16 protein-coding genes are annotated in these 17,313 nt (G+C 70.4%); 7 read left to right on the top strand and 9 right to left on the bottom strand.

Annotated elements, in window-relative coordinates; genetic code table 11:
- Positions 1-70 precede the first annotated feature (70 nt).
- Both mrx1 and AWC17_RS21680 read left to right on the top strand, forming a co-directional pair.
- Positions 71-325, top strand: a complete 255-nt coding sequence (mrx1, locus tag AWC17_RS21685; RefSeq protein ID WP_046187032.1) for a mycoredoxin Mrx1 — start codon at positions 71-73, stop codon at positions 323-325.
- Between the two features lie 86 nt (positions 326-411).
- On the top strand, positions 412-1,092 hold the full coding sequence (locus tag AWC17_RS21680) for a sensor domain-containing protein (RefSeq protein ID WP_046187031.1): 681 nt from the start codon (positions 412-414) through the stop codon (positions 1,090-1,092).
- A 10-nt stretch (positions 1,093-1,102) separates the two neighbouring features.
- Here the strand turns inward: AWC17_RS21680 and nudC are convergent, their stop codons facing one another.
- The 4 genes from nudC to AWC17_RS21660 form a co-directional block, all read right to left on the bottom strand.
- On the bottom strand, positions 1,103-2,035 hold the full coding sequence (nudC, locus tag AWC17_RS21675) for an NAD(+) diphosphatase (RefSeq protein ID WP_047322030.1): 933 nt from the start codon (positions 2,033-2,035) through the stop codon (positions 1,103-1,105).
- Positions 2,036-2,152: 117 nt separating this feature from the next.
- Positions 2,153-3,223, bottom strand: a complete 1,071-nt coding sequence (locus AWC17_RS21670) for a potassium channel family protein (RefSeq protein ID WP_046187009.1) — start codon at positions 3,221-3,223, stop codon at positions 2,153-2,155.
- 90 nt (positions 3,224-3,313) lie between these two features.
- Positions 3,314-6,598 carry an ATP-dependent helicase gene (locus AWC17_RS21665; protein WP_085165082.1) on the bottom strand — a complete coding sequence of 1,095 codons (3,285 nt, stop codon included), beginning with the start codon at positions 6,596-6,598 and terminating at the stop codon, positions 3,314-3,316.
- Complete coding sequence (locus AWC17_RS21660; RefSeq protein ID WP_047322029.1) at positions 6,595-9,729, bottom strand: ATP-dependent helicase; 3,135 nt, start codon at positions 9,727-9,729, stop codon at positions 6,595-6,597. The genes AWC17_RS21665 and AWC17_RS21660 overlap by 4 nt, the downstream gene beginning before the upstream one ends.
- A gap of 109 nt (positions 9,730-9,838) precedes the next feature.
- On the opposite strand from AWC17_RS21660, the gene AWC17_RS21655 reads away from it, so the two are divergent.
- Genes AWC17_RS21655 through AWC17_RS21645 form a run of 3 tightly spaced genes read left to right on the top strand, consistent with a single transcriptional unit; the run spans position 9,839 to position 11,180 of the window.
- On the top strand, positions 9,839-10,042 hold the full coding sequence (locus AWC17_RS21655; protein ID WP_046185304.1) for a hypothetical protein: 204 nt from the start codon (positions 9,839-9,841) through the stop codon (positions 10,040-10,042).
- Positions 10,043-10,089: 47 nt separating this feature from the next.
- Positions 10,090-10,875, top strand: coding sequence for an alpha/beta fold hydrolase (locus tag AWC17_RS21650; RefSeq protein WP_046185303.1), 786 nt, complete (start codon positions 10,090-10,092; stop codon positions 10,873-10,875).
- 2 nt (positions 10,876-10,877) lie between these two features.
- A complete protein-coding gene (locus tag AWC17_RS21645) occupies positions 10,878-11,180 on the top strand; it encodes an MGMT family protein (protein ID WP_046185302.1) in 303 nt (100 codons plus the stop codon).
- Here the strand turns inward: AWC17_RS21645 and AWC17_RS21640 are convergent.
- From AWC17_RS21640 to AWC17_RS21630, 3 genes are all read right to left on the bottom strand, one after another.
- A complete protein-coding gene (locus AWC17_RS21640; protein ID WP_046185301.1) occupies positions 11,177-12,031 on the bottom strand; it encodes a TIGR02569 family protein in 855 nt (284 codons plus the stop codon). The genes AWC17_RS21645 and AWC17_RS21640 overlap by 4 nt on opposite strands.
- A gap of 92 nt (positions 12,032-12,123) precedes the next feature.
- Entirely contained in the window at positions 12,124-13,311 is a 1,188-nt protein-coding gene (gene moeZ, locus AWC17_RS21635) for an adenylyltransferase/sulfurtransferase MoeZ (RefSeq protein WP_046185308.1), read from the bottom strand.
- A gap of 112 nt (positions 13,312-13,423) precedes the next feature.
- Entirely contained in the window at positions 13,424-14,458 is a 1,035-nt protein-coding gene (locus AWC17_RS21630) for a DUF3152 domain-containing protein (protein ID WP_141224714.1), read from the bottom strand.
- A gap of 199 nt (positions 14,459-14,657) precedes the next feature.
- On the opposite strand from AWC17_RS21630, the gene fasR reads away from it, so the two are divergent.
- On the top strand, positions 14,658-15,344 hold the full coding sequence (gene fasR / locus AWC17_RS21625) for an HTH-type transcriptional activator FasR (RefSeq protein ID WP_046185299.1): 687 nt from the start codon (positions 14,658-14,660) through the stop codon (positions 15,342-15,344).
- Here fasR and AWC17_RS21620 read toward each other — a convergent pair.
- Positions 15,331-15,600, bottom strand: a complete 270-nt coding sequence (locus AWC17_RS21620; RefSeq protein ID WP_046185307.1) for a DUF3107 domain-containing protein — start codon at positions 15,598-15,600, stop codon at positions 15,331-15,333. The two genes, fasR and AWC17_RS21620, sit on opposite strands and share 14 nt — an antisense overlap.
- Positions 15,601-15,807: 207 nt before the next feature.
- Between AWC17_RS21620 and AWC17_RS21615 the strand changes: the two genes are divergently transcribed.
- Positions 15,808-16,527, top strand: a complete 720-nt coding sequence (locus AWC17_RS21615; RefSeq protein WP_046185306.1) for an MmpS family transport accessory protein — start codon at positions 15,808-15,810, stop codon at positions 16,525-16,527.
- A gap of 3 nt (positions 16,528-16,530) precedes the next feature.
- Here AWC17_RS21615 and AWC17_RS21610 read toward each other — a convergent pair whose 3' ends face one another.
- Positions 16,531-17,235: a ferritin-like fold-containing protein gene (locus AWC17_RS21610; protein ID WP_046185298.1), complete on the bottom strand. Its 705-nt coding sequence runs from the start codon at positions 17,233-17,235 to the stop codon at positions 16,531-16,533.
- Positions 17,236-17,313: the final 78 nt, after the last annotated feature.

Here is a 17,313-nt window from a genome sequence, read left to right as displayed (position 1 = left end):
GCCACGCCGCCCGTACCCGTGCGGTGCCCGCGGCGCGGAACACATTGTCGGCGGGCTACGTTAACGAGCTATGACCAGCGCCCCGATCACCGTCTACACGACCTCATGGTGTGGCTACTGCCACCGGCTCATGACCGTGTTGAAGTCCAACGGAATCCCTTACGAGGCGGTCGACATCGAGCACGACCCCGCGGCGGCGGAGTTCGTCGGTTCGGTCAATGGCGGCAACAGGACGGTTCCGACGGTGAAGTTCGCCGACGGGTCGACGCTGACCAACCCGAGCGCGGCCGAGGTGAAGGCCAAGCTGGCCGAAGTCGGCGCCTGAGCGCATCGGCCCAGGCCGCGACGACACGCCGCCGGCGTTGATCAAGTGGTCCGCGCGCCGCGGACAGCGGCCTAACATAGGAGACCATGGCGTCGAGTTTTCGGTCGAGCCGCTTTCTCCGGCGTCTGTCCAAGGTCGGCAAAGCTTTGGTCGTCATCGCCTGCGGCGCCGCGGCGTTCCTGTCGGCGTGCTCGCACTCGCCGGGCAATACGACGGCGAATCCCACCCAACACGCCTACGCCGAATCATTGACCATCAGCCTCGAAGACGCGCGTCGCATCGCCAATTTCGAAGGCCTGCAACCGTATTCGTACGCCGATCGCCACGATCCGCCACGGGAGACCGTCGGGAACCCGCCGGGCCCGTGTCGGGCGGTGGGCACCACCGACCTCACCTTCGCCGGCGGCTGGAAGGAATATCGTTCGCTCGCCTACAGCGGCTCGACCGACGACCTGAGGCCGGGCGGCATCGCCCCGATCAACGAGGTCACCAACGCCGTCGTCATCTACCCGAACGCGGCCGCCGCGCGCGGGGCCCTCAACCAGCTGCACACGACCCTGGACCAGTGCGTCGCCCTGCACCACAGCGCCTACGACTTCGCCCTGAACAAGCCGGACACCGAGACCCTGAAGTTGGACTCCGACGGATGGATCCACCTGTACACGGTGAAATCATCGGTGCTGGTATCCGTCGGCGTGCTGGGAATCGAACCCACCGAGCAGATCGCCAGCACCATCCTGAAGACGGTGACCGACCGCATCAAGTAGCTGCGTCGGGTCAGTCGATCGCGGCCCAGGATTCGATGATCACCCGCGCGATCGAGATCGCCCCGGGCAGCAGCAGTTTCGACTCCGCCGAGCTGGACCAGTCACCCGCAGCCAGCGCCGCGCGCACCTCGTCGCGGGTGAACCACGCCGCCTCGGCGATCTCACCGTCGTTGAACGAGAAGTCCTCGCTCGGGTCCGCGACGGCGTGGAAGCCGACCATGAGTGAGCGCGGGAACGGCCACGGCTGGCTGCCCAGGTAGCGCACGTCGCGGACGGTGAGGCCGATTTCCTCGCGAATCTCGCGAGCGACGCAGACCTCGAAGGATTCACCGGCCTCGACGAACCCGGCCAGCAGCGAGAACATCCGCTCCGGCCACACCGCCTGGCGGGCCAGCACCGCGCGGTCGCCGCCATCGTGGACCAGGCAGATCACCGCCGGGTCGATGCGCGGGAACTCCTCGTGCCCGGTGACCGGATTGACCCGCGCCCAGCCCGCCCGGGCCGGCCTGGTCGGTGAACCGTCCACCGAGCTGAACCGCGCGGAGTCATGCCAATTGAGCAGCGCGACGGCCGACGACACCAGCTGACTGCTGGTGTCGTCGAGGATCGAGCCAAGGCCGCGCAGGTTCACCACCTCGGTGCGCACGTTGGGGTCCGCCGGTGCCTCCAGCGCGCCGCGGATGGCCCACACGTGGCGGTCGTTGTCGATGCGGCCCAGGAACACCGCTTCCGGTGGCGGCTTGTCGGCCAGCTTGGCCGCGGCGCCAAGCACCACCCGGCCGTCGGCGACCAGCACCTGGCTGCGCGAATCCACCCGCAGCAGCGCCGCGTCCGCCCATCCGGCGGTGGCCGCTTCGACGTCGGTGCGCAGCTGGTCGGCCCGGTCGGCGCCGACGCGCGACAGCAACGGAACGTTCCGCAGCTGAAAGTCCGCGATCGCCACTAGGCCCTCACTCCGTGGCGACCCACCGCGACCGGCTTCGCCGCTCTTGCGATCGCCACTAGGCCCTCACTCCGTGGCGACCCACCGCGACCGGCTTCGCCGCTCCTGCGATCGCCACTAGTGCCCCGCGTGCCGGATGTAGAGCAACCGGTCGTTGGCCTCGACGGCGTCCACCTCGGGCGCGCCGATGCGCAGCAGGTGGCCGTCGCGCACCACGCCGAGCACGATGTCGCGCAGATGCCGCGGGGAACCGCCGACCTCGGTCGGCTCCACCTCGCGCTCGGCGATCGCCAGCCCGAAGTCCGGGGTCAGCAGGTCCTCGATCATCTCCACGACGCTCGGTGTGGTGGTGGCAAGCCCGAGCAGCCGGCCGGCGGTGGCCGAGGAGACCACCACCGAGTCCGCGCCCGATTGCTGCAGCAGGTGCTGGTTTTCGGATTCCCGGATCGACGCCACGATTTTGGCGTTGGGCGCAATCTCGCGCGCCGTCAACGTCACCAGCACCGCGGTGTCGTCGCGGCTGGTGGCGACGATGATCGAGGCGGCGTGCTGCGCCCCGGCCAACCGCAGGACATCGGCCTTGGTGGCGTCGCCGTGCACGGTCACCAGGCCCGCGCTGGCGGCGTGCTCGAGGGTGCTCCGATCGGTGTCGACGACGACGACGTCCCCCTGGGCAGCCTCGTCACCGAGGATGGCGGCGACCGCCGTTTTGCCCTTGGTGCCGTAGCCGATCACGATCGTGTGGTTGCGCACTTTGTTCCTCCAACGCTGAATCTTCCACCCTTGCCGGGACCGCTCGGAGAGCACTTCGAGGGTCGTGCCGACCAGCACGGCCAGGAACGCGATCCGCAGCGCGGTAAAAATCAGGGTGTGAACCAAACGCGCGGTTTCGGTGTACGGCGTGATGTCGCCGTAGCCCGTCGTCGACAGTGACACCGCGGAGAAGTACACACAGTCCAGAAAGGTCAGCGGCTGCCCCCGCACATCGCGGTACCCGTTGCGGTCCGCATAAACGATGACCGCCGCGGCGAACAACACGACCAGCGCGATGGCCACGCGGCGGGTGATGACGCGGATGGGGCTGGCGTGATCCTCGGGGATGCGCACCACGCCGACCAATTGGTGGCCTCGCTGGGCGGTCAGCGCTTCTTCCAGGCCGCTCAGTTGTCGGGACCTACCGTTGCGCACGGCGGTCCGTCATCGGCTCGACGCCAGCGCAGGAGACACGCACGAATCAATGTAACCACGATCGCGACCCGCGTACGCGGGCAGCGCAGGTCACGCGACGGCGGGGTCGGCCAGCAACCCGGCCAGTTCAGCGGGGGCGGGCAGATCATCGGGGGCGATCGTGGCGCGGGCGCGCACGTAATAGAAGGCCGTCCGCACCGACGATTCCGGGACACCGGACAAGGCGGCCCACGCCAAGCGGTAGACGGCGAGCTGGACGGCGGCCTGCCGCACGGCTTCCGGCCCGTGCGGCGGCTCACCCGTCTTCCAGTCCACGACCGTGGCGCCGCCGTCGGGGTCGGCGAACACCGCGTCGATGCGGCCGCGCACCAGCGTGTCGCCGATCGGCATTTCGAACGGCACCTCGACGGCGATGGGAGCGCGGGCCGCCCACGGCGATTCGGTGAAAGCCGCCTGCAACGCGGCCAATTCCCGGGTATCTCCGACGTCGGAGTCCGCGGCGCCCGGCAGGTCGGCGAGATCGAACAGACACTCGGCGCCGTAGAACTGCTGAACCCAGGCGTGAAAGGCATTGCCCAGCAACGCATGCGGGTCCGGGCGGGTCGGCAGCCGATGCCTCAGCCGCTGCGCCGCGCCCGCGGGGTCGCGGGCCAGGTCCACCAGGCCGCTGACCGACAACTGACTGGGCAGCTCCCCGGCGGTCGGTTCCGCCAACCGCGCGCGCTCGGCCAGTAGCGCATCGACGTCGGCGGCCCAACCCTCGATGTCGGCGCTTTCCTCACCCGCGTCGCCCGACATCGCCCGGGTCACCAACGCCGCGCCGCGCTCGACATCGCCGCGCCGGGCGGCCAGCGGGTCGGCCGGCCATACCGCCTCGACGGTGTTGTCGCGCAACGGGTTCCGGTCACCGTCGGCGGGCGCGGGCGCCCACTGATCCACCACCCCGCAGGGCTCCCCGGCCGCGGCCGAACGGTCGATGACCTCCTTGATCTCGCACAGGAAATCCGAGGGGCCGCGCGGTTTGATACCGGTGGCACCCCAATGATGACCCGACACCAGCAGGGTGTCCTCGGCCCGGGTGACGGCGACATACAACAGCCGGCGCTCCTCGTCGACGCGGCGCTGTTCGAGCTGGCGGCGATGCTCGGAAATCTTGTCGGACAACTGCTTTCGATCGGTGACGTCCGAGGTGTCCAGCACCGGGATGCCCAGTGCACCGACCGAGGCGCGGTCGCCCCGCAACAGCGGCGGTAGCTCGGCCGCGTCGGTGAGCCAGGTGCTCCTGGAGGCGGTCGACGGAAAGATTCCGCCCGACAGGTGTGCCACCGCCACCACCTGCCACTCCAACCCCTTCGCGGAATGCACCGTGAGCACCTGGACGCGGTCGCGCGCGGCCACCAACGGGGCCGGCGGCAAACCGTTCTCGACGGACTCGGCCACCTCCAGGAACGCCAACAGGCCCGACACCGACGCCGTTGCGGAACGGTCAGTCACGCCGGCGACGTCGGCTCGGTCGGCGTAGCCGGCGACGACGTCAGCGAACGCGTCGAGGTGTTCGGTGCCGGTCCAGCCCGCGTTCGCCGCCGCCGCGGCGCGGACGTCACAGTCGACGCCCAGCACGCGGCGCACCTCGGCGACCAGGTCCGGCAGGGAATGGCCCAGGTGGCCGCGCAGGGCGCGCAGTTCGGCGGCCAGGGCGGTGATGCGCCGATATCCCGCGGCCGAGTACTTTTCGGCCGGACCCGGATCGGCGATGGCGTCGGCCAGGCACGCGGTGTCGGCCTCCAGGCCCGCGGCGATCGCGATCGATTCCGGCGCGGACGTCCCGCCCGCGCCCAGCCCGTCGCAGAGTTGCCGAGCACGCCGCCAGAGCGCGGCGATGTCCCGACCCCCGAGGCGCCAGCGCGGACCCGTGAGCACCCGCATCGCCGCCGCGCCCGCGGTTGGGTCGGCGACGAGCCGCAGCATGGCCACCACGTCGGCGACCTCGGGGACGGACAGCAGCCCCGCCAGCCCGACGACCTCGACCGGGATTCCGCGGGCGCGCAGGGCATCGGCGATGGGGGCGGCGTCGGCGTTGCGGCGCACCAGAACCGCGGCGGTCGGCGGGCTCACGCCGTCGTCCCGGGCCCCGTGGTACCGAGTAGCGAGCTCGTCGGCGATCCATTCACGTTCAGCCTGCACATCGGTAAGCAGTGCGCAGCGGACGGTCCCCGGCGCGGCGTCCGGTCGCGGCCGCAGCGCGTGCACCGCGACCGACCTGCGGCGCGCCTCCGCCGATATCGCGTTGGCCAGCTGCAGGGCCCGCGGCGGGTTGCGCCAGCTGGTCCGCAGCTCCAGGACCGGCGCGGGGGCGCCGTCGGATAGGGGAAAGTCGGTGGTGAAGCGCGGCAGGTTGGTCGCCGAGGCGCCGCGCCAACCGTAGATCGACTGAATCGGGTCGCCGACGGCGGTCAGGGCCAGCCCATCGTCGACGCCACCGCCGAACAAGGCCGACAGGGCGACCCGTTGGGCATGCCCGGTGTCCTGGTACTCGTCGAGCAGCACCACCCGGTAGCGGCCGCGCAGGTCTTCGCCGACCTGTGGGAAGTTCGCCGCCAGCCGTGCCGCACAGGCCATCTGGACGCCGAAGTCCATCGTCTTGGCGGCGCGCATGCGCTGGTTCAGCGCATCGAGCAGCGGTACCAGCTCGGCGCGCTGGGTCTGGGTGGCCAGCAGCCGCAGCAGCCACTGACTGGGGCCGCGGTCGCGCTGATTGGGGCCCGCCGGCAGCGCGTGGATCAGCCGCTCCAGCTCGACATGGGTATCGCCGAGCTGGCGGGTGTCCACCAGGTGTTCGGCCAGCTGACCCCACAACCGCAACACCATCGACGCGACCGCGGCCGGGGTCTTGTCGGTGCGCAGCTCGCCCCGATATCCGCTCACCACGTCGAAAGCCAGCTGCCACAGCTCCGTCTCGCCTAGCAGCCGGGTGTCGGGCTCGATGGGCAACAACAGCCCGTAATCGCGGATCAACGAACCGGCGAAGGCGTGGTAGGTGCTGACCGTCGGGGCGCCCGCCGGTTCCGCGGGGGCCGCGCCGTCGGGACCCAAGCCGACGCCGGCCAACCGGGCCAGCCGGGACCGGACCCGGCGCAGCAGCTGGCCGGCGGCCTTGCGGGTGAAGGTCAATCCCAGCACCTGGCCGGGTTCGGCGTAGCCGTTGGCGATGAGCCACACCACCCGCGCGGCCATGGTCTCGGTTTTGCCGGCGCCGGCGCCCGCGATGACGACCAGCGGTCCGGGCGGTGCCGCGATGACGGCGGCCTGCTCGTCGGTGGGCGGGAAAAGCCCCAGCGCGCAAGCTAATTCGTCCGGGCTGTAGCGCGGGTTCATTGCGCCGCCCCGTCGGCGTGCGCCGGACACGAAGGCCGTAACGGGCAGTGCGAGCAGCCGTCGTTGCGCCGGGCGATGAACCGCGGCCCGGCCGTCGCCTGAGCCGCGCGACGGATCAGCCGGCGCCATTCGTCGCGGGCGGCCGGCGTCAGCGGATCCTGCTCCCGTTCCGTGGCACCCGAGGCTCCGGCCTTGGCGAGGTAGACCAGCCGCGCGCCGCCGGGCTCTTCCCCCGCGGCCACCATGCCTTCGGCCACCGCCAGCTGATACATCGCCAGCTGGGCGTGTTGTTGGGCATCGTCCTTGCTGACCGGCGTTTTGCCCGTCTTGATGTCGACGATCACCAGCCGGCCGGCGGCATCGCGCTCCAACCGGTCGACCCGGCCGCGCAAGCGCACTTCGCCGCCGTCATCGCCGGACGCCCCGAGGGCGCCGTCAATTTCGACCTCGACGCCGACCTCGGTCAGCTCGCCCCGGGTCTGCGCACGCCACTCGATGAAGGCCTCGATCATCGCGCGGTGCCGCGCCAGCTCGTTGGCCGAATGCCACTCGGCTTCGAAGGGCAGATGCCGCCAGGCGCGGTCCAACCCGGCCAGCAGTTCGGATTCACTCCGCTGCGGTTCGGCGACCAGGGCGTGCAGCACCGAACCGATGGTGGAGCGCAGATCGCGCGAATTGGTTCCACCATGCCGCTCGGCCAGCCAGCGCAGCGGGCAGTCGTTGAGCATCTGCAGGGTCGACGGGGTCAGCGTGACGGCGTCGTCGTCGCCACGTAGCGGCTCGCTGGTGCTGACCGGGATCAGGCCGTGCCAGCCCGCCGGGTCGGCGCCCGGGACGCGGGCCCCGGCCAACCGCGCCAATTGCGTTGCCGCGCAAGCGCGGGTGGCGTCGTCCACCGCGCCGTCGGGTGCGCACACGACACCGCGCAGCCGGCCCACCAGCGCCGCCGTGGACAACACCCGGGGCGCTGAGATGGGTTGCTCGCCAGCGAGATCGCCGTCGCCGTCGGCCCACTGCGCGAGTTCGTGGCAGAACGCCGACGGCAGCGCGCCGTCTTGGTCCGCGCCGCCCGTGTCGCTGTCCACGGCGGTCACCACCAAGCGCCGGCGGGCCCGGCCCATCGCCGCCACCAGCAGCCGCCGCTCCTCGGCCAGCAGCGGCGCCCGCACCGACGCGTCCTCGGTGACGCCGTCCAGCACGTCGAGCAACCGCTGGGTGCCCAGCACACCGCCGCGCGGAACCGTGTTGGGCCACAACCCCTCTTGCAGCCCGGCGATGACCACCAGGTCCCATTCGTGTCCCAGCGCGGCGTGCGCGCTGAGCACCCGCACCTGCTCCACGGTTGACAACGGCTCCCGGTTCACGCTCGGCAGGTGCAGCGCGGCCACGTGCTCGACCAGTCCGCGCAGCGACGCACCCGACGTGCGCGACACGTACTGATCGGTGATGTCGAACAACGCGGTCACCGCCTCCAGGTCACGGGTGGCCTGGGCACCCGAGGGACCGCCGCGCTCCGCAGCCGACAGCCAACGGCGCTGCAGACCGGAACGGTGCCAGGCGGCCCACAACGTGTAGCGCGGGTCTTGGCCCGCGCTATGGCAGCGCGCGGCCGCGTCCAGCACCGCCCGCACCCGTTGCACCGGGCGAAACTGCGGGCCCGATGGTGGCGTGTCACCGGACAGCGTGCCGGCCAGCAGGTCCCCAAAATCGCCCGGTGCGTGATTGGCGTTGGCGCGCTGCAGTGTTCGGCGCAGCTGCCGCAGCGAAACCGGGTCGACGCGACCGATGGGGCCGGTCAGCAGCGCCAGGGCCCGTTCGCCGTCGAGCCCGTCGGCGGTGGCCGCCAGGACGGTGAGCAGCGCCCGGGCCGCCGGCTCGTCGGACAGCGGCCCACTCGCCGCGGGTGCGGCCACCGGCACCCCGGCGGCGGCCAGCGCGCGGGGCAATCGGGCGCCGGCCCGTGGCACCGACCGGACGATGACCGCCATCTGCGACCACGGCACGCCGTCGACCAGGTGCGCGCGTCGCAGGGCGTCGGCGATCATCGCCGCCTCCGCGTGTGCGGACGCGGCCAGGCGCACCGTGACCGATCCCTCCTCGGGCCCGGTGCCCTCGATCCGCCTGCCGCCGCTGGCGCCGGGCAGTCGGCGGGCGATGCCGCTGACGGCGCGGGCTACCGCCGGGGCGCAGCGATGCGAGACGGTCAACGTCACCGACTCCGAATCGTCCTCGAGCAGCCCGGCGGATTCACCGCCCCGGAAGCCGAACACCGCTTGGTTGGGGTCGCCGGCGATCAAGGCCAGCTCCGCACCCGCCGCGAGCACCCGGACCAGGCGGGCCGCCTGCGGGTCGAGTTGCTGGGCGTCGTCGACCAACAAGACCCGCACCCGGGCCCGCTCGGCGGCCAGCAGCTCAGGATCGATCGCGAAGGCTTCCAGGGCCGCACCCACCAGTTCGGCGGCGCCCAGTGCGGGCGTCGTCGCCTGGGGCGCCGCCGTCCCGACCGCTGCCCGCAGCAGCATCACCTGCTCGTACTGTCGGGCGAACTGCCCGGCGGCGGTCCATTCCGGACGCCGGCACCGACGGCCCAGCCGCTCCAGGTCCTGCGGGTCCAAGCCCCGTTCGGCACAGCGCGCCAGCATGTTTCGCAGTTCGGTGGCGAAGCCCGCGGTGGCCAGCGCGGGTTGCAGATGGGCGGGCCACGCGGTCGCCGCGCGCGGTCCGTCCTCGAGGTCACCGGCCAGCAGCTCCCGGATGATGGCGTCCTGCTCGGCGCTGGTGATCAGCCGCGGCGGCGCATCACCGGCCCGCTCGGCGGCCCGCCGCAGAACCGCGTACGCGTAGCTGTGCACGGTACGTACCAAGGGTTCGCGCACGGCGGCCCGGCAGGGCCCGGTGGAGCGCGGCCGCAGCAACGCCGTCGTCAAGGCGCTACGCGCCTTCATGCCCAGCCGGCCGGAACCGGTAAGCAGCAGAACCGATTCCGGGTCGAGCCCAGCGTCGATGTGGGCGACCGCGGCCTCGACCAGCAGGCTGCTCTTGCCCGTGCCCGGGCCGCCCAGCACCCGGACCGGCCCGCGCACGCCGGGCGCCAGCAGAGCCCGCGCCTCGGTGTCCCAGGTGTACGACATGGCTGCATGGAATCACCAGGGTCTGACAAGCCGACCCGACCTGCACCGGCGCGGCCCCCTACGATGGAGGCCCGAGCGCCAGACGACCGGTGAGGAAAGGTAGGTAATCGTGACGGAATTCGAACCCGGCTTTCCCAGCGACGAAGCGCCCGAAGGCGACGCCGCGGAACAACTGCAACCCGTCGACTCCGACGATGAGGCCGGCTTGGACACGGAGTATCTGAACGTCGCCGACCGCGAGGCGAACGAGGCCGACGTGATCGAGCAGGCCTACGTCGTCCCCACTGACGACGAGTGGGACGACCAACGCTGAGCCGCCTGCACGCGAGCGGGCGTGGCGGCGGCTGGCACGATCGACGAGTGACCGCTGATCTCCATGTGCACCGCTACGGCCCGCCGGGTCCGGTGCGAGTGCTGGCGCTGCACGGGTTGACCGGCCATGGGCAGCGCTGGCAGCAGCTGGCCGGCCTGCTGCCCGAAATCACCTTCGCGGCACCGGATCTGATCGGTCACGGCAGGTCGTCGTGGGCGGCGCCGTGGACCATCGACGCCAACGTCGAGGCGATGGCCGCGCTACTCGACGACCAGGCCGAGGCGCCGGTGCTGGTGGTGGGGCACTCCTTCGGCGGCGCGCTCGCCATGCAGCTGGCCGCGGCACGACCGGAGCGGGTGGCGGCGCTGCTGCTGCTCGACCCGGCGGTCGGACTGGACGGCGGGTGGATGCGCGAGATCGCCGACGCGATGTTGTCCTCGCCCGACTACCCCGACGCCGAGGAAGCGCGCCTGGAAAAGGTGCACGGCTCCTGGTCGGACATCGATCCCACGCTGCTCGACGCCGAGATCGACGAGCATCTGATCGAGCTGCCGGGCGGTCGGTACGGCTGGCGCGTCAGCCTGCCGGCGATGATGTCGTACTGGAGTGAGCTGGCCCGCGACATCGTGCTTCCGCCGGCCGGGACGCCGACGGTCCTCGTGCGGGCCAAGCGCACCTCGCCGCCATACGTCGGCGACCACCTCGTCGCCGGACTGCGGGAACGGTTGGGATCCGATTTCCGGATGCTGGAATTCGACTGCAACCACATGGTGCCCTACGCCGCGCCGGCCGAAGTCGCCGCGCTGACGCGCGAGCTGCTGGAAGCCCGCTGATCGTGGCGCCGGTGACCGAGGAGCAGGTCGAGCGGGTGCGCGCGCTGGTCGCGGCGATTCCGTCCGGCAGGGTCGCCACCTACGGCGACATCGCCGACGTCGCAGGCCTTTCCAGCCCGCGCATCGTCGGCTGGATCATGCGGACCGACTCCTCGGACCTGCCGTGGCACCGGGTGATCACTGCCTCGGGGCGCCCGGCGCGTCATCTGACCACCCGGCAACTGGAGCTGCTGCGCGCCGAAGGGGTCCTGGCCACCGACGGCAGGGTTGCGCTGCGCGAGGTCCGTTACGACTTCCGTCGCTAGAGCACCAGCCGGACCAGCGCCGCGGTGCGAGCCAGCCCTGGGAAGGCCTCGGCGGTCGACCGCGGGTGCAGCGCATGAACGGCCAGGCGAAACATCAAGGCGCGCAACAACATCTGTGGCCATTCCGGCAACGCGTTCCAGCGTTCGATGAGTCCGTCGTCGGCCTCACCCCAAGACAGGGCGTCGACCACGACGACGCCGGCCGCCCACGACGCGGGCCGCCAGTAGGGGGTGATGTCGATGATCCCCGGCGGTGCGGTGCCGACGAAAAGCACTGTGCCGTAAAGGTCCCCGTGCACCAGCTGGTTCGGGCTCTTGGTCGGCCGGCGCAAGGTGGCCAGCTGATTGATCAGTTCCACCGACCGCTGGGCGTCGGCCGTCGGCGGGGCGGTCCGGGCGCCCGGGGGCACCGAGGCCAACGGCCGTTCCTCCCAGGCCGCGCGGTCGGCGGCGATGAAGATGTCCACGTCACCCCACGGCGCGGTGGGGCCCTGCGTCAGAAATCGGGGGCGTTCCAGTTTGCCGGTCGCCTCGTGCAGGCGCACCGCCGCCGAGACCACCTCGTCGTGCCGGGGTTCGGGCGTGCCGGCGACGAAGGTATCCGCCCGCCACCCGGAAACCACGTATCGCCCGTCCGTCGAGCGGACCGGACGGGCCAGCCGAACACCGTCGACGAACAACGTCTCCCGCACCCGGGCCGACCAAGCCGCCCGGGCGTGATCGGCCACCAGCGACAGCACGACTTCGCCGCAGCGCCAGCCGCCTTCCCAGCTAGCCCCCAGATAGACGGGCTTCACACCGGTCAAACCAAACGCCGCCAGCACATGCTCCGGCGGTGGCTCGACATTCACACGGGTAGCCTAGACGAGGCCACCTGCGGCGACCGCGAGCGCGGCGAGGCCGGGCGCGGCGGGTCGCCGCCAGACAAGCAGGGCGTATCGGGTCAGTACATCACCATGTCGGGTTGCATCTGCTGCGCCCATGCCACGATGCCACCCTGCAGATGCACCGCATCGGAGAATCCGGCCTTCCGCACCGCCGCCAGCGCCTCGGCCGAGCGCACCCCCGTCTTGCAGTACAGCACCGGCATGCGGTCCTGTGGCAGCTTTGCCAGACCCTCACCGGAGTTGATCGACGACTGCGGGATCAGCTGGGCGCCGTCGATGTGCACGATGTCCCATTCCGCGGGTTCACGAACGTCGACCAACGCCAGCTTCTTGCCGGAATCCAGCAATTCGCGCAATTCCCGCGGGGTGATGGTGGAGCCGGTGACAACCGAACCGGCGTCGTCGGGCGCCACACCGCAGTACTGCTCGTAGTCGATCAACTCGGTGATCTTCGGCCGGAAGACGTCCTCGGGGTCCCTGCGGATCTTGATGGTGCGGTAGGACATTTCCAGCGCGTCGTAGATCATCAACCGGCCCAGCAGCGATTCGCCGATCCCGGTGATGAGTTTGATGGCCTCGGTTCCCATCACCGACGCGACGGAGGCGCAGACGATGCCGAGCACGCCGCCCTCGGCGCACGACGGCACCGTCCCGGGTGGCGGCGGCTCCGGGTAGAGGTCGCGGTAGTTGAGGCCCCGCCCGCCGGGCGCGTCCTCCCAGAACACCGAGACCTGCCCCTCGAACCGGTAGATCGACCCCCACACGTACGGCTTGGCGGCCAGCACCGCGGCGTCGTTGACCAGATACCGGGTGGCGAAGTTGTCGGTGCCGTCCACGATCAGGTCGTATTGCTCGAACAGGCCGACGGCGTTGCTCGAATCCAGCCGGAACTCGTGCAAACGCACCTGGACCAACGGGTTGATCGCGGCGATCGACTCGCGCGCCGACCGGGCCTTGGACCGCCCGACGTCGGCCACGCCGTGGATGATCTGGCGCTGCAGGTTGGACTCGTCGACGACGTCGAAATCGACGATGCCGATCGTTCCGACACCGGCCGCGGCCAGGTACAGCAGCGTCGGCGCGCCCAGCCCGCCGGCGCCGATCACCAGCACCTTGGCGTTCTTGAGCCGTTTCTGCCCGTCGATGCCCAGGCCGGGAATGATCAGATGGCGGCTGTAGCGGGCCACCTCATCGCGGGTCAGCTGGTCTGCCGGCTCCACGAGAGGCGGCAACGATGTCGACACCACTTCTCCTCGGTTCTCCTAGGTCTCGCATTGCGGTTCGTCCATAACCATCACAGCAGCCGCCGAAGTGGACGGCAATGAATTCAACCCGGCGAGCGTGGGCCGAGCCGAGTTAGGCGATCGGGAACGGCCAGGGGTTGAATCGGCACGTCTTCCCGTCGGCCTTGACGAAATCCGGGTCGAACTTGGCGGCATCGTCATTCGACGTGGAGAACGTCTGCTGCATCATCACCGGCGCCAACGCGCCCTGCTGCTCGCACGGCTCGTGGCGCACGTACCCGATGGCGTGGCCGACCTCGTGGTTGATCACGTATTGGCGGTAGGAGCCGATGTCACCCTCGAAAGGGACGGCGCCGCGCACCCAGCGCGCCTCGTTGATGAACACCCGCGACTGCCGGTCCCTGCCGAAGGCCGGGTTGTAGCAGGAGGTCTCCAGCCGGAATTCGTAGCCACAGCCCTCGCGGACCGTCACCGGGGACACCAGTGAGATCCGGAAGTCGGGATTTCCCCCGTTAGTTCCGTCGATCCGGACGAACGCGAATTGCGGATTGTGGGTCCAGCCCTTGGGATTGGCCAACGTCTGGTCGACCATCTCGGAAAAAGCGTTGTCGCCGCCGAACATCGTGGGGTCGATGCCGTCCTCCACCTCGACCGTGTACCGAAACACCTTGACGGTGCCCTGACCGATCTGCGGCGTCGTGCCGGGCACGACGCGCCACGTCTTCTCGCCCGCCTCGGTGAACGGGCCGCCGTCCGGCAGCGTCCCGGCCGGCAGGTTGGCGTCGAACGCGGCGAGCCCGCGAGGTGGCACGTCGATGATCGAGGTGCCCACCGCGCCGATCGCCTGCGGACTCTGGATGGGCTGATTCGCCGTCGGTTTCGTCGCGGCGGTGCCGGTCACCGTCTGGTAGACGACGACCGCGGTGAGCCCCGCCAAAACGGGCAGCGCGTAAGCGCGCCAACCGTACGTGGAGACGAACCGTCCCAGCCACGTCTGTTTGCGCCACTGGCGCGGCCGCTCCCGGTCGGCCCGGGTCCGTCCGGCGTCGCGCGCGATCGGGTCACGCAGGGCCCGTAGCGGTTCCCGCCACTCGTCCCGCAGCACCGGAACTCGACCGGTGCCGCGCGAAGGCCGCTGGGACGTCATTTCCCCAGGATTACATAGTCGGCAGCGCAGCCGTCCTTGGCGCGCCCGAATGCACCGCCCGGCACCACATTCTGGCAGCGACGACGGCGGCGACGACGATTACCAGAACGACGCGGGTAGTAATGTCTGTGCAACGAGCCGCGCGCGGCCGGCCCAGTAGTGCCGGCGGCCGGTTGCCGACACATCAGATGAGGACTCGATGAGCGAACTCGCCAAACCGGCGGCGCGGCGTGCCGTCAAGTCGGCCGACCGCAGTCGGCCCGGGGACGGCATTGCGGCTTCGAGCCGGCGCGGCAACCGGTTACCCCGGGATGAGCGTCGGGGTCAGTTGCTCAGCGTCGCCAGCGATGTCTTTGTCGATCGCGGGTATCACGCGGCGGGTATGGACGAGATCGCCGACCGGGCCGGGGTTAGCAAACCGGTTCTGTATCAACACTTTTCGAGCAAACTCGAGCTCTATCTGGCCGTGCTTGCCCGGCACGTCGAGAACCTCGTCTCGGGCGTGCAGCAGGCGTTGCAGACCACGACCGACAACCGCCGGCGGTTGCACGCGGCGGTCCAGGCGTTCTTCGACTTCATCGAGCACGACAGCCAGGGTTACCGGCTGATCTTCGAGAACGACTACGTCACCGAACCCGAGGTGGCCGCGCAAGTGCGCGTCGCCACCGAATCGTGTATCGACGCGGTGTTCGCGTTGATCAGCGAGGACTCGGGCCTCGATCCGCACCGCGCCCGGATGATCGCGGTGGGATTGGTCGGCATCAGCGTCGACTGCGCCCGCTACTGGCTCGACTCCGACCGCCCGATCTCCAAGGCGGACGCCGTCGAGGGCACCGTCCAGTTCGCCTGGGGCGGGCTGTCACACGTGCCGCTTACTCGCCTTTAGCGCCCTTGCCGGTGAGCTTGGCAACTTCGGCGCCGATGCCGAAGCCGACCCGGCGTGCGTCGGCGGGGCCGATCTCGACGTAGGCGATCTTGCTGGTGTGAACGAGGAAGCGACGTCCCCGCTCGTCGTTCAGCCTCAGCAGGCCCGGTCCCTCGCTCAGCGCGGCGCTGACGAGCTCTTCGACTTCGGCCGGCGTCTGCGCACTGGCGAGGACCAGCTCGCGCGGACTGTCCGTAATACCGATCTTGACCTCCACGGTCACCCCTTCCGTTGGTATCGAAGTCGACAGACCTGTCAGCTGCAGGCTAGTGGACGCCGTGGGCCCGCATCCCCGACAGCCCCCCACCGCACGGTTCGCGCTGAGCGAAACCTCGGTCGCGAGCAGATAACGATTAGCTTGCAGCTGATCTCAGACCCGGGTTCGAAGCCCGATCTGTGTTTTCACATCGCTAACTTCGGCACCATGGGTACCACACTGGCCGATCTCGACGAGGTGCGGGACTACCCCGACGACGAGACCGATGAGCTTTACGGAGCCGACTCCTACCCCGAGGGCGACTACGGCTGGACCGGCTGGCCGGTCGAGCTTCGCTGGCGCCCGGTCACGGCGATCCTGGGTGCCGTGGTGGCCGTCGGCGCGATCGCGACCGCCGTCATCATCAACAGCGGCGACAGCGCGTCGACCAAGGCCGTCGTCGCACCGGCCCCCCAGCCGGTGACGTCCGCGCCCGCCACCACGAAGAGTTCCGTCCCGCCCAGCGCGCAGCCCAGCCCCTCGCGCACGGCCCAATTGCCGCCCGAAACGTTCACCACCGTGACCACGCCCAGCGCGTCGCCCAGCCTGGCGCCGACGGGAACGCCCACCGCCGCACCGCCCCTGACGCTGACGCCCCCGCCGCCGGCCGCGCTGAACCCGCGCACCGTCGTCTACAGCGTCACCGGCACCAAGCAGCTGCTGGACCTGGTGAACATCGTCTACACCGACGGGCAGGGCCACTCCCAGACCGACTTCAACGTGTCGCTGCCGTGGACCAAGGCGGTGATCCTGAACCCCGGCATCCAGAACCCGTCGGTGGTCGCGACCAGCTTCTACGGCCGGCTCAACTGCTCGATCGTCAACGCCGCCGGTCAACTGGTGGCCGCGTCGACCACCAACTCGAGCCTGGCGACCTGCGCGCGCTGAGCCTCAGCTCAGACCCAGTTCGCGCATCCGCCGGTCGTGCGTGTGCTGCAGCCGGTCGAAGAACGCGCTGAGCTGGCCCAGGCTGCCGGCGCCCGACATCACCAGGTCGACCAGCTCGTCGTGGTCGGCCAGCAGGTACTGGGCCTGCGTGATCGCCTCGCCGAACAGGCGACGCGACCACAGCGCCAGCCGGCTGCGCTGCTTGCCGCTGGCGGTCACGGCGGCGCGCACCTCGGCGACGACGAACTGCGAGTGCCCGGTCTCCGACAGCGCCGCCCGCACCACGCCGGCGATCTCGTCGGGCAGCCCGTCGGCGATCTCCAGGTACAAGTCGGCAGCCAGGGCGTCGCCGACATAGGTCTTCACCAGGGCCTCCAGCCACGTGCTGGGCATCGTCAGTCGGTGGTAATTCTCCAGCGCCGAGACGTACTTCGACATCGCCGGCACCACATCGACGCCCCGTCGTTCCAGGGCGTCGCGCAGCACCTCATAGTGCTGCATCTCGGCGGCGGCCATGCTCGCCATCGAGATCCGTCCGCGCAGGTCAGGGGCCATCCGCGCCTCGTCGGTGAGCCGATAGAACGCGGCGATCTCGCCATACGCCAAGACCGCGAACAACTCGTTGACGCCCGGGTGGTCGGCCGACAGACGAGGGGCGGGCGAATCGTCCACCTGGTCGGCGGAGGGCTGCCAAGAGGGCCGGGTCATGGCAACACTGTAGTCGGCGGAAGCGGCGCGAAATGGGGGCCAGCTGTCGACCAGCTATCATGGGTGTAGATAGCGGCT

The organism is Mycobacterium nebraskense (genome assembly GCF_002102255.1).
Classification (GTDB): domain Bacteria; phylum Actinomycetota; class Actinomycetes; order Mycobacteriales; family Mycobacteriaceae; genus Mycobacterium; species Mycobacterium nebraskense.
The sequence above is the reverse complement of the archived record's forward strand: the minus strand, read 5'-3'. Positions and strand labels throughout refer to the sequence as shown.